This window comes from Enterobacter sp. HG048, assembly GCF_024702055.1.
Lineage (GTDB): Bacteria > Pseudomonadota > Gammaproteobacteria > Enterobacterales > Enterobacteriaceae > Enterobacter > Enterobacter dykesii.
Genome location: NZ_JANLIZ010000001.1, coordinates 99,157 through 111,825, shown reverse-complemented (window position 1 = coordinate 111,825; position 12,669 = coordinate 99,157). Strand labels below are relative to the sequence as shown.

The window sequence follows — 12,669 nt, the reverse complement described above, 5'->3', positions numbered from 1 at the left end:
GATGATCAAATAGGTTGGGTCATTAAGCCAACTGACTTAACACCCGCACTATGTAGCAAGTTCAGCGCTTTAATAATTTCATCGTAGGGTACGTCTTTCGCGCCACCGATTAAGAAGACCGTTTTCGGATTTGACTCCAGACGACGCTGCGCTTCAGCAATAACCTGCTCAGGCGGCAGCTGATCCATACGATCTTTCTCTACCACGACGCTGTATTGCCCTACGCCGGAAACCTCAATGATAACCGGAGGATCGTCATTGGTGCTCACCGCCTGTGATTCTGTCGCATCCGGCAGATCCACTTCCACGCTCTGGGTAATGATTGGCGCTGTCGCCATGAAGATCAGCAGCAGTACCAGCAGGACGTCCAGCAGTGGAACGATATTAATTTCGGACTTGAGCTCGCGACGACCTCGTCCACGCGATCTGGCCATGGTTTACCCCTTGTTGCTCTCGGTGCTGGTAAACGCCTGACGGTGCAGAATCGCAGTGAACTCTTCCATAAAGTTGTCGTAGTTCAGTTCCAGTTTGTTCACGCGCTGGTTCAGACGGTTGTAAGCCATAACCGCAGGAATTGCCGCAAACAGACCGATAGCGGTCGCAATCAGTGCTTCAGCGATACCCGGTGCAACCATCTGCAACGTCGCCTGCTTCACCGCGCCCAGCGCGATAAAGGCGTGCATAATCCCCCACACGGTACCAAACAGGCCGATATACGGGCTGATGGAGCCGACAGTGCCGAGGAATGGAATATGGGTTTCGAGATTTTCCAGCTCACGGTTCATCGAGATACGCATCGCACGCGAGGCACCTTCTACAACCGCTTCCGGCGCATGATTGTTTGCACGATGCAGACGAGCAAACTCTTTGAAACCGCTATAAAAAATTTGCTCGGAGCCTGTAAGGTTTTCACGGCGTCCCTGGCTTTCCTGATACAGACGAGAAAGCTCAATACCCGACCAGAACTTATCTTCAAACGCTTCAGCTTCACGGCCAGCGGCATTGAGGATACGCGTTCTCTGGATGATGATGGCCCAGGATGCGATTGAAAAACCAATCAAAATCAACATGATAAGTTTAACCAGAAGGCTTGCCTTCAGGAACAAATCAAGGATATTCATGTCAGTCACTGCTTAAACTCCGCGACAATAGACTTAGGAAGCGCACGAGGCTTCATTATGGTTGGATCAACACAAACAATCAGCACTTCAGCTGAGTTCAGTACGGTATTCTCTGCGTTGACTATCCGCTGCGTGAAAACCAGTGAGGTCCCGCGCATTGATGTAATTTCAGTTTGGACTTCGAGCATATCGTCGAGTCTGGCAGGCGCAAAATACTCAAGCGTCATCTTGCGTACCACGAAGGCAACTCGCTCAGCCAACAGCACCTGTTGACTAAAGTGATGATGGCGCAGCATCTCTGTGCGTGCCCGTTCATAAAAAGCAACGTAGCTGGCGTGGTAAACCACACCACCGGCATCGGTATCTTCGTAATAGACACGAACCGGCCATCGAAACAGCGTTGTATTCACTTTACATCCCGGTAATGCAACAAAAGTTAGAGCTTTTAAACTTCGCTACTATACGCGCGGGAAAGAGGGTTGGGAATGGGGGAAAGTAAACGGAGAGTAAATTTTTATGGGCTCGGGTAAGCCCATAACGTTAACGGACATTTCTTATTCAGAAGAAGAAGAAAATCAAACCGGCGAGAAGCACCAGATCGGCAATCAGCGGGCAAAAAATTCCCTGCCAGTGAACGGCTTTCGGACGAAAGCCCACGCCGTGGATCACACCTGCGCACACCGCCCACATAATGAGGAAGCCGTGCCAGATTTCAAGCTCGCTGGTTTTCGCTGCAAAGCGCGAAGGGTCCCAGAAGATACAACCTGCCAGCAGTAATGCCATCACTAAAGAAAGCGCCCGTAACGGGCGCTTATCCATTACCGCATATAACGTTGCGATAATATTCATCAGTGTTTTTCTTCACCCGCTTTGGTCGCTTCGACGTGCTCAAGCGCCAGGGCAGTGATGACACCAAATGCACAGGCAAGAAGCGTCCCTAAAATCCATGCGAAATACCACATATTCAGCTCCTTACTTAATACATAGAGTGGGTGTTGCTTTCGATATGTTCTTTAGTGATACGACCGAACATTTTCCAGTAACACCAGGTGGTGTAGAGCAGGATAATCGGTACGAACACGCAAGCAACATACGTCATCAGGTTCAGCGTCAGCTGGCTGGACGTGGCATCCCACATGGTCAGGCTAGCATTCAGCATGGTGCTGGATGGCATGACGAATGGGAACATTGCAATACCCGCCGTCAGGATGATGCACGCCAGGGTCAGCGAAGAGAACACGAACGCCAGCGCGCCTTTCTCCAGACGAGACGTCAACACGGTCAGCAGCGGCAACAGCACGCCCAGAGCCGGGATCGCCCACAGCGCAGGGGTGTTATTAAAGTTCACCAGCCATGCGCCAGCCTGACGCGCCACTTCTTTGGTCAGCGGATTAGACGGCGCAGTATGGTTGATTGCAGAGGTCACCACATAACCATCAATGCCGTACACCACCCACACACCGGCCAGTGCGAAGCAGACCAGCGTCACCAGCGCAGCGACCTGAGCCGTCGCGCGAGAACGCAGGTGCAGTTCACCAACCGTACGCATCTGCAGATAGGTTGCGCCCTGAGTGATAATCATCGCCACGCTCACCACGCCGGCCAGCAGACCAAACGGATTCAGCAGCTGGAAGAAATTACCGGTGTAGTAAAGACGCATGTATTCGTCCAGGTGGAACGGTACGCCCTGAAGCAGGTTACCGAACGCCACGCCGATCACCAGCGGTGGAACGAAGCTACCGATAAAGATGCCCCAGTCCCACATGTTGCGCCAGCGGGTGTCTTCAATCTTGGAACGGTAGTCGAAACCGACCGGACGGAAGAATAAAGAGGCCAGCACCAGAATCATCGCCACGTAGAAGCCGGAGAACGCAGCCGCGTAGACCATCGGCCAGGCAGCGAACAGCGCGCCGCCAGCGGTGATCAGCCACACCTGGTTACCGTCCCAGTGAGGGGCGATGGAGTTGATCATGATTCGACGCTCGGTGTCATTACGACCGAGGAAACGGGTGAGCATCCCCACCCCCATGTCGAAACCATCCGTGACGGCGAAACCGATCAGCAGAACGCCAACCAGCAGCCACCAGATAAAACGCAATACTTCATAATCGATCATTTGATGACTCCTGTCTTAGCGTGCCGGCTGAGTAGTCGCGGTGGACTGCTCGTAGTGATAGCGACCGGTTTTCAGGCTGCTTGGGCCAAGGCGCGCGAACTTGAACATCAGGAACAGTTCAGCCACCAGGAACAGGGTGTACAGACCACAAATCAGCAGCATGGAGAAGATCAGGTCGCCCGCTGTCAGGGACGAGTTCGCTACCGCCGTTGGCAGTACCTCACCAATAGCCCATGGCTGACGGCCATACTCCGCAACAAACCAGCCGGATTCGATAGCGATCCACGGCAGTGGAATACCGTACAGCGCGGTGCGCAGCAGCCATTTTTTCTCGCCGATGCGGTTGCGAATCACGGACCAGAAGGAGGCCGCGATGATCAGCAGCATGATGATGCCGCAGCCCACCATGATACGGAATGCGAAGTACAGTGGCGCAACGCGTGGAATCGAGTCTTTGGTTGCCATCTGGATCTGCGCTTCTGTCGCATCAGAAACGTTCGGGGTATAACGCTTCAACAGCAGACCGTAACCCAGATCTTTCTTCACGTTGTTGAACTGGTCGCGAACGGCCTGGTCGGTAGAACCGGCACGCAGCTGTTCGAGCAGCGAGTAGGCTTTCATACCGTTACGGATACGCTCTTCGTGCTGAACCATCAGCTCTTTCAGGCCCGTCACCTGCTTATCAACAGAACGGGTGGCGATAATACCCAGCGCGTAAGGGATTTGAATAGCGAAGCGGTTTTCCTGCGCGTCCTGATCGGGGATACCGAACAGCGTAAAGGCAGCTGGTGCCGGCTGGGTTTCCCATTCGGCTTCGATAGCGGCCAGTTTGGTTTTCTGCACGTCACCCATTTCGTAACCGGATTCATCACCCAGAACGATAACAGAGAGGATTGCAGCCATACCGAAGCTTGCAGCGATAGCAAAGGAGCGCTTAGCAAACGCGAAGTCACGACCGCGCAGCATGTAGTAGGAGCTGATACCCAGTACGAACATTGCGCCGCACACGTAGCCAGATGCTACGGTGTGAACGAATTTAACCTGTGCCACCGGGTTCAGGACCAGCTCGGCAAAGCTGACCATCTCCATACGCATGGTTTCGAAGTTGAAATCAGACGCGATTGGGTTCTGCATCCAGCCGTTCGCCACCAGGATCCACAGCGCGGAAAGGTTCGAACCTAATGCCACCAGCCAGGTCACCGCCATATGCTGGACTTTACCCAGACGGTCCCAACCGAAGAAGAACAGACCTACAAAGGTGGATTCGAGGAAGAATGCCATCAGACCTTCAATGGCCAGCGGCGCACCGAAGATATCCCCGACATAGTGGGAATAGTAAGACCAGTTAGTCCCGAACTGGAACTCCATGGTCAAACCGGTTGCCACGCCCAGCGCGAAGTTGATACCAAACAACTTGCCCCAGAACTTGGTCATATCTTTATAAATCTGTTTGCCGGAGAGAACGTATACCGTTTCCATAATGGCCAGCAGGAACGCCATACCGAGCGTCAGTGGCACAAACAGGAAGTGGTACATCGCGGTCAAGGCAAACTGTAAGCGCGACAGTTCGACTATATCTAACATCATGACTCCTTGCTCATCGCATGAAGACTCCGAGAGTGAACCCCATCAGAGAGAGATCCACACGCATGCCCCAATACAAATTATTCGCATCCTTGTCGTCGTTATTACCCTGAAGGAGGATAAAAACGATGACGTGAGGTTACAAATACGTTAATAAAAAACTCAAATTGATCCCGCAAATATAATACGCTGCAAAACCCTTACAATAAACAGGTTTTTATTGAATCACATTTACGTTTTTCGACGGCGATCAATTTATAGCAAAATTACCACTTTTCGGCCATTTTGATCGGGGACAATTTACCGCCTTTTGATGGGTTTTTCCAAGGATTAAACATTGATTTAAATCAAAAACAATCCGTTGTGTTAAATGTGTTTTGATGCGGTGAACATAGTAAAAACCATGTTAAAGATATGTATATAAAATACAATTAAGGTTATCAGGTCGATTGATGAATATAAACAGAAGTGATTTTTATTAACTCAGAAGCCCGAATACCTAATTTATTCAGGACATAAATTTTAGTGCGTTTTTCGTTTTTTTCCATCCGCTCTCTTTAAGGTAAATAAATAACAATTATTTTACTTTTATCCCCCTCTCTAATTAACACCATTTAGTGACTATTGCATGTCGCCCGGCAGACAATAAAAAAGGCCGCTTTACAGCGGCCAACCATGTCGAAACGGACATTTTTATACTTCAACGCCCCCCTTTCGGGGAGCAGAGAGGACTTACTTAATGATGGATTTCAGTGCTTCGCCGATATCCGCCAGGCTGCGAACGGTTTTCACGCCTGCGGCTTCCAGCGCTGCGAATTTCTCATCAGCCGTACCTTTACCACCGGCGATGATCGCGCCTGCGTGACCCATACGCTTGCCTTTCGGCGCGGTCACACCCGCGATGTAGCCGACAACTGGCTTGGTCACGTGCTCTTTGATGTAAGCAGCGGCTTCTTCTTCCGCGCTACCACCGATCTCACCGATCATCACGATCGCTTCGGTCTGTGGATCTTCCTGGAACAGCTTCAGGATGTCGATGAAGTTAGAGCCTGGGATTGGGTCACCGCCGATGCCCACACAGGTGGACTGGCCGAAACCGTAGTCGGTGGTCTGCTTAACCGCTTCATAGGTCAGGGTACCGGAACGGGACACGATGCCCACTTTACCCGGCTTGTGAATGTGGCCCGGCATGATGCCGATTTTGCATTCGCCCGGAGTGATAACGCCTGGACAGTTCGGGCCGATCATGCGCACGCCTGCTTCATCCAGCTTCACCTTCACGGTCAGCATATCCAGTGTCGGGATGCCTTCGGTGATGGTGATGATCAGTTTGATGCCTGCGTCGATCGCTTCCAGAATGGAGTCTTTGCAGAACGGTGCCGGAACGTAGATCACGGTCGCGGTTGCGCCCGTCGCTTCGACGGCTTCACGCACGGTGTTGAACACCGGCAGACCCAGATGCGTGGTGCCGCCTTTACCTGGCGTTACGCCGCCAACCATCTGCGTGCCGTAGGCAATCGCCTGTTCGGAGTGGAAAGTCCCCTGGCTACCGGTGAAGCCCTGGCAGATAACCTTGGTATCTTTATTAATTAAAACTGACATTATTTCCCCTCCACTGCGGCAACAACCTGCTGAGCTGCATCCGTCAGACTTTTCGCTGCAATAATATTCAGGCCGCTGTCAGCCAGTTTTTTCGCGCCGAGTTCAGCGTTGTTACCTTCCAGACGCACAACCACCGGTACGTTAACACCCACTTCTTCTACCGCACCGATGATGCCGTCGGCAATCAGGTCGCAACGCACGATGCCGCCGAAGATGTTAACCAGAACCGCTTTCACGTTATCGTCAGAGAGGATGATTTTGAACGCTTCGGTTACGCGCTCTTTGGTTGCGCCACCGCCTACGTCGAGGAAGTTTGCTGGCTCACCGCCGTGCAGCTTAACGATGTCCATGGTGCCCATTGCCAGGCCCGCACCGTTAACCATGCAGCCGATGTTGCCGTCGAGCGCCACGTAGTTCAGCTCCCACTGTGCAGCCTGTGCTTCACGTGGATCTTCCTGAGACTGGTCGCGCATTTCGCGCAGATCGGACTGGCGGAACAGCGCGTTGCCGTCAGCGCCCAGCTTGCCGTCGAGGCAGATCAGATCGCCCTGGGTGGTGATCACCAGCGGGTTGATCTCGATCAGCGCCAGGTCGCGCTCCAGGAAAATGTTCGCCAGACCCATGAAGATCTTGGTGAACTGCTGAACCAGCTTGCCTTCCAGGCCCAGCTTGAACGCCAGCTCGCGACCCTGGTAAGGCATTGGGCCTGCCAGCGGATCGATAGCCACTTTGTGGATCAGGTGAGGGGTTTCTTCCGCCACTTTTTCGATTTCCACGCCGCCTTCGGTAGACGCCATGAACACCACGCGACGGGAGCTACGGTCAACAACCGCGCCCAGGTACAGTTCTTTTGCGATGTCGGTCGCCGCTTCAACCAGGATCTGGTTAACCGGCTGGCCGTTCGCATCTGTCTGGTAGGTTACCAGACGCTTGCCGAGCCAATGTTCAGCAAACGCACGAATCTCTTCTTTGCTCTTAACAACCTTCACACCGCCCGCTTTACCACGGCCACCAGCGTGAACCTGACACTTAACTACCCAAGGGCCGGAACCGATTTTAGATGCGGCTTCTTCTGCTTCACGCGGGGTAGTACAGGCATAACCCACCGGAGCCGGTAAGCCATACCGGGCAAACAGCTGTTTGGCCTGATATTCATGTAAGTTCATGTGTTCTATCCATCCTTCAGGTAATCGTTAGGTCGTGCTTTTATTGGCCCGGCAGCCATACGCCGCCGGGCAAGACTGCAAAACTAGACGTCCAGCAGCAGACGGGTTGGATCTTCCAGCAGCTCTTTAATCGCGACCAGGAAGCCCACGGACTCGCGGCCGTCGATCAGGCGGTGATCGTAAGAGAGCGCCAGGTACATCATTGGCAGGATCTCAACTTTACCGTCTACCGCCATAGGGCGATCTTTAATGGCATGCATACCCAGGATCGCGCTCTGCGGCGGGTTAATGATCGGGGTAGACATCAGCGAGCCGAATACGCCGCCGTTGGTAATGGTGAAGTTACCGCCGGTCAGGTCGTCTACGGTCAGCTTGCCGTCGCGGCCTTTTACAGCCAGCTCTTTAATATTTTTCTCAATGTCAGCCATACCCAGGGTATCCACATCACGCAGAACCGGGGTGACCAGGCCGCGTGGAGTAGAAACCGCCATGCTGACGTCGAAATAGTTGTGGTAAACCACGTCATCGCCATCGATAGACGCGTTCACTTCCGGGTAGCGTTTCAGCGCTTCAACTACCGCCTTCACATAGAAGGACATAAAGCCCAGACGGATACCGTGACGTTTTTCAAACGCGTCACCGTACTGCTTGCGCAGGTCCATGATTGGCTTCATGTTCACTTCGTTGAAGGTGGTCAGCATCGCGGTGGAGTTTTTCGCTTCCAGCAGACGCTCGGCCACACGCTTACGCAGGCGGGTCATCGGCACGCGTTTTTCGCTGCGGGCACCCAGAGCAGGCTGTGCTGCTGGTGCTGCCGCAGGAGCTTTCGCTTCCGCCTGAGCAGGCGCTTTCGCCAGGTGTTTGTCGATGTCTTCGCGGGTCAGACGACCGCCCACACCGGTGCCTTTGATGGCAGCCGGGTCGAGGCTGTGTTCAGCCAGCAGGCGACGGATCGCCGGGCTGAGAGCGTCGTTAGACTGTTCTTCCAGAGAAGCCTGCTGGCGCTGAGCCGGCGTAGAGGCTTTCTCTTCAGATTTCGCGCTGGACTCTTTGCCCGCGCTGTTGCCTTCACGCAGGCGACCCAGGATCTGACGAGAGGTGACGGTGGTACCTTCATCTTCCAGCACCGCGTCCAGAACGCCATCCGCCGAAGCCGGTACTTCCAGTACCACTTTGTCAGTTTCGATTTCTACCAGCACTTCATCGCGCTTAACGGCATCGCCTGGTTTTTTGTGCCAGGTAGCGACGGTCGCATCTGCTACGGATTCAGGCAGGTCGGGAACAAGAATATCTACGCTACTCATTTTGTATCCTTTAATTAATCGACGTTCAGCGCGTCATTGACCAGATCTTGTTGCTGCTTCTGGTGAACGGACATATACCCTACCGCCGGAGAGGCGGAGGCCGGGCGACCTGCATAACGCAGGGCTGCCCCAAATGGAATCACTTCACGGAAATGATGCTGACTGCAGTACCATGCGCCCTGGTTGAGCGGCTCTTCCTGGCACCAGACAAAATCATGTACGTGAGCATATTGTTTCAGCACTTCCTGCATCGCCTGATGCGGGAACGGATAAAGCTGTTCGATACGCACGATGGCGACATCTTTCTGATCGTTCTTGCGGCGCTGTTCCAGCAGGTCGTAATAAACCTTACCAGAACACATCACCACGCGCTTCACGCCCTGCGGATCCAGCTCGTCAATTTCACCGATGGCCGGCTGGAAAGTACCGTTCGCCAGTTCTTCCAGGCTGGACACCGCCAGCGGATGACGCAGCAGGGATTTCGGCGACATCACCACCAGCGGACGGCGCATACCGCGCAGCGCCTGACGACGCAGCATGTGGTACACCTGAGCCGGGGTGGACGGCACGCAGACCTGCATATTCTGCTCGGCGCAGAGCTGCAGATAACGTTCCAGACGCGCGGAGGAGTGCTCCGGCCCCTGACCTTCATAACCGTGCGGCAGCAGCATTACCAGACCACACATGCGGCCCCACTTCTGCTCGCCGGAGGAGATGAACTGGTCGATCACCACCTGCGCACCGTTGGCGAAGTCACCGAACTGCGCTTCCCAGATGGTCAGGGTGCGTGGTTCAGCGGTGGCGTAACCGTATTCGAAGGCCAGAACCGCTTCTTCAGACAGCACGGAGTCCCAGACCTTGAACTGGCCCTGACCGTTGTGCACGTGCTGCAGCGGGGTGTAGGTTGAACCGTTGGACTGGTTGTGAACCACCGCGTGACGGTGGAAGAAGGTCCCGCGGCCCGCATCTTCACCGGACAGACGAACAGGAATGCCTTCGTCAACCAGCGTTGCGTAAGCCAGCGTTTCCGCGCCGCCCCAGTCGAACAGCTTCTCGCCTGCCGCCATGGACTGACGGTCAGCGTAGATTTTCGCCACGCGAGACTGCATCTCGACAGCGTCCGGTACGGTGCTGATGCGTTTAGCCAGCTCCTGCAGGCGCTTCATCTCAACCTTGTTCGGATAGCTCTCATCCCACTCGTGGTTGAGGTACGGCGACCAAGTAAAGGAGTGCATGTTCATCGGGCGCAGCTCTTTCACCACGCATTCACCCGCATCCAGCGCGTCGCGGTAGAGGTTGACCATTTCGGTCGCATCTTCCAGCGTCGTCACTCTGTCGCTCTCCAGCTTGTCAGCATAGATTTTGCGCGGGGTCGGGTGTTTTTTGATTTTCTGATACATCAACGGCTGGGTTGCACTTGGCTCGTCCGCTTCGTTGTGGCCGTGACGGCGGTAGCAGAAGAGGTCAATGAACACATCGCGTTTAAAGGTATTACGGAAGTCCAGCGCCAGGCGGGTAACGAAAGCAACGGCTTCCGGGTCATCCGCATTAACGTGGAAGATTGGCGCCTGCACCATCTTACCGATGTCGGTGCAGTACGGGGTAGAACGCGCGTCCAGCGGGTTAGAGGTGGTGAAGCCCACCTGGTTGTTGATCACGATGCGAACGGTACCGCCCACTTCATAACCACGCGCTTTCGACATGTTCAGGGTTTCCTGAACCACTCCCTGCCCTGTTACCGCCGCATCGCCGTGGATGGTAATTGGCAGAACTTTATTGCTGCTCGGCTCGTCCAGACGATCCAGACGCGCACGCACGGAACCGATAACCACCGGGCTAACGATTTCCAGGTGTGACGGGTTAAACGCCAGCGCCAGGTGAACCAGACCGCCTTCGGTTTCGATATCCGACGAGAAGCCCATGTGGTACTTCACGTCGCCGGTGCCGAGGTGTTCTTTATGTTTGCCCGCGAACTCGTCGAACAGGTCCTGCGGTTTTTTACCCAGCACGTTGACCAGCACGTTCAGACGACCACGGTGCGCCATGCCCAGTACCACTTCACGGGTGCCGCTCTTGCCTGCGTGACGAATCAGCTCTTTCAGCATCGGCACCAGCGCGTCGCCGCCTTCCAGCGAGAAGCGTTTTGCGCCCGGGAATTTCGCGCCCAGATAGCGCTCAAGCCCTTCCGCTGCGGTCAGTTCGTTCAGGAAGCGTTTTTTCTCGTCAGCCGAGAAGGTCGCGTGGCCCGCTACGGATTCGATGCGCTGCTGGATCCAGCGTTTCTCTTCGGTAGAGGTAATGTGCATGTATTCCGCGCCGATGGAGCCGCAGTAGGTTTGCTTGAGCGCGTCAATCAGATCGCCCAGCTTCATCGTGTCTTTGCCGATGGCAAAGGAACCTACGTTAAAGCTTTCCTGGAAATCGGCCTCGGTCAGATCGTGATACGCCGGATCGAGATCGGCCACACGGTCTTGCTGCCACAGTCCCAGCGGATCGAGATTCGCATGCTGGTGACCGCGGAAGCGATAAGCGTTGATGAGCTGCAGGACTTTTACCTGCTTCGCATTGGTGTCAGGGTCGGAAATCGCAGAAGAGTAACGTGAGGCATCCTTCGCCAGACGACGGAAATAATCACGTGTTTTGGAATGGAATTGATCCGGTTTGACCCCTGTGCCAGGCAACTGCTGGAACATGGAACGCCAGTTTGCGTCCACTGAGTCAGGATCGGTTAAGAAGTCTTCATAGAGCTGTTCAATCCAGCTCTGGTTCGCACCAGAAAGGAAAGAAGAGTCCAGCCAGGCTTTCATTGCGCCGTTCTGCATCGTGATCCCTTAAGCATTTTTATGCTTACTTTCGCCGTAGAAACTACCACGCACACCACGTGTACGTGCCGGGGTTCACCTGCGAGCTCTTTTCATTTGGCCCGCGAAGGAACCTTTAGAAACTGTCTAAACTTCAGGGCAGTTTTTAAAGGTTTCTGCAATCTGTTCCCTCTCCCATTGGGAGAGGGTTAGGGTGAGGGGAACAGCGCTCCCCTCTTACTACTTACGCACTGCGCTGCAGCAGCATCGACTTAATATGGCCGATGGCGCGCGTCGGGTTCAGCCCCTTCGGACACACACTGACGCAGTTCATGATGCTATGGCAGCGGAATACGCTGAAAGCGTCACTCAGCCCTTCCAGACGGCTGTCGGTTTCGGTGTCGCGGCTATCGATCAGGAAGCGATAGGCAGCCAGCAGACCGGCCGGGCCGATAAACTTGTCCGGGTTCCACCAGAACGACGGGCAGGACGTTGAACAGCATGCGCAGAGAATACACTCGTACAACCCATCGAGTTTTTCACGCTGCTCAGGAGACTGTAAGTGCTCGCGAGCGGGTGGATTTTGCCCATTATTCAATAAGTAAGGCTTAATCTTCTCATATTGTGCATAGAATTGCCCCATGTCTACCACCAAATCACGCACGACCGGCAGGCCTGGCAGAGGACGGATAACAATTTTCTGACCAGGACGCTGCAACGCTGAAATTGGCGTGATGCAGGCCAGGCCATTTTTGCCGTTCATGTTCACACCGTCAGAGCCACAAACCCCTTCACGGCAGGAGCGGCGGAACGACAGCGTAGGATCTTTTTCTTTCAGCTGGATTAACGCATCCAGCAGCATCATGTCGCGACCTTCTTCCGCTTCCAGGGTGTAGTCCTGCATACGCGGAGCGTCATCAACATCCGGGTTATAACGATAAACTGAGAATTCGAGTTTCATTATCCTGTCTCCGC

At 54.3% G+C, this 12,669-nt stretch carries 12 protein-coding genes; all 12 read right to left on the bottom strand.

Going from position 1 to position 12,669, the window contains the following annotated elements; all coding sequences use genetic code 11:
- Window positions 1-5 precede the first annotated feature (5 nt).
- The 12 genes from tolR to sdhB all read right to left on the bottom strand — a co-directional run bounded on the left by tolR (window position 6) and on the right by sdhB (window position 12,655).
- Window positions 6-434 (bottom strand): colicin uptake protein TolR, encoded by a 429-nt coding sequence (gene tolR / locus NUX24_RS00565; protein ID WP_003858589.1) that lies wholly within the window; start codon window positions 432-434, stop codon window positions 6-8.
- A gap of 3 nt (window positions 435-437) precedes the next feature.
- Window positions 438-1,130, bottom strand: coding sequence for a Tol-Pal system protein TolQ (gene tolQ, locus NUX24_RS00560; protein ID WP_008501101.1), 693 nt, complete (start codon window positions 1,128-1,130; stop codon window positions 438-440).
- A complete protein-coding gene (ybgC, locus tag NUX24_RS00555; protein ID WP_003858593.1) occupies window positions 1,127-1,531 on the bottom strand; it encodes a tol-pal system-associated acyl-CoA thioesterase in 405 nt (134 codons plus the stop codon). Before ybgC ends, tolQ begins: the two co-directional genes overlap by 4 nt.
- A gap of 148 nt (window positions 1,532-1,679) precedes the next feature.
- The gene (ybgE, locus tag NUX24_RS00550) at window positions 1,680-1,970 is read right to left on the bottom strand and encodes a cyd operon protein YbgE (protein WP_010428735.1); all 291 of its coding nucleotides are present in this window, start codon (window positions 1,968-1,970) and stop codon (window positions 1,680-1,682) included.
- Window positions 1,970-2,083, bottom strand: coding sequence for a cytochrome bd-I oxidase subunit CydX (gene cydX / locus NUX24_RS00545; protein WP_003858598.1), 114 nt, complete (start codon window positions 2,081-2,083; stop codon window positions 1,970-1,972). The genes ybgE and cydX overlap by 1 nt, the downstream gene beginning before the upstream one ends.
- Before the next feature lie 14 nt (window positions 2,084-2,097).
- Window positions 2,098-3,237, bottom strand: coding sequence for a cytochrome d ubiquinol oxidase subunit II (gene cydB / locus NUX24_RS00540; RefSeq protein WP_039261312.1), 1,140 nt, complete (start codon window positions 3,235-3,237; stop codon window positions 2,098-2,100).
- Between the two features lie 15 nt (window positions 3,238-3,252).
- Window positions 3,253-4,821 carry a cytochrome ubiquinol oxidase subunit I gene (cydA, locus tag NUX24_RS00535; RefSeq protein ID WP_023310795.1) on the bottom strand — a complete coding sequence of 523 codons (1,569 nt, stop codon included), beginning with the start codon at window positions 4,819-4,821 and terminating at the stop codon, window positions 3,253-3,255.
- 732 nt (window positions 4,822-5,553) lie between these two features.
- Entirely contained in the window at window positions 5,554-6,423 is an 870-nt protein-coding gene (sucD, locus tag NUX24_RS00530) for a succinate--CoA ligase subunit alpha (protein ID WP_008501094.1), read from the bottom strand.
- A complete protein-coding gene (sucC, locus tag NUX24_RS00525) occupies window positions 6,423-7,589 on the bottom strand; it encodes an ADP-forming succinate--CoA ligase subunit beta (RefSeq protein WP_023310791.1) in 1,167 nt (388 codons plus the stop codon). Before sucC ends, sucD begins: the two co-directional genes overlap by 1 nt.
- 83 nt (window positions 7,590-7,672) lie before the next feature.
- Complete coding sequence (gene odhB, locus NUX24_RS00520; protein ID WP_008501093.1) at window positions 7,673-8,893, bottom strand: 2-oxoglutarate dehydrogenase complex dihydrolipoyllysine-residue succinyltransferase; 1,221 nt, start codon at window positions 8,891-8,893, stop codon at window positions 7,673-7,675.
- 14 nt (window positions 8,894-8,907) lie between these two features.
- Entirely contained in the window at window positions 8,908-11,715 is a 2,808-nt protein-coding gene (sucA, locus tag NUX24_RS00515) for a 2-oxoglutarate dehydrogenase E1 component (RefSeq protein ID WP_257829209.1), read from the bottom strand.
- Between the two features lie 223 nt (window positions 11,716-11,938).
- On the bottom strand, window positions 11,939-12,655 hold the full coding sequence (gene sdhB / locus NUX24_RS00510; RefSeq protein WP_008501090.1) for a succinate dehydrogenase iron-sulfur subunit SdhB: 717 nt from the start codon (window positions 12,653-12,655) through the stop codon (window positions 11,939-11,941).
- Window positions 12,656-12,669 lie beyond the last annotated feature (14 nt).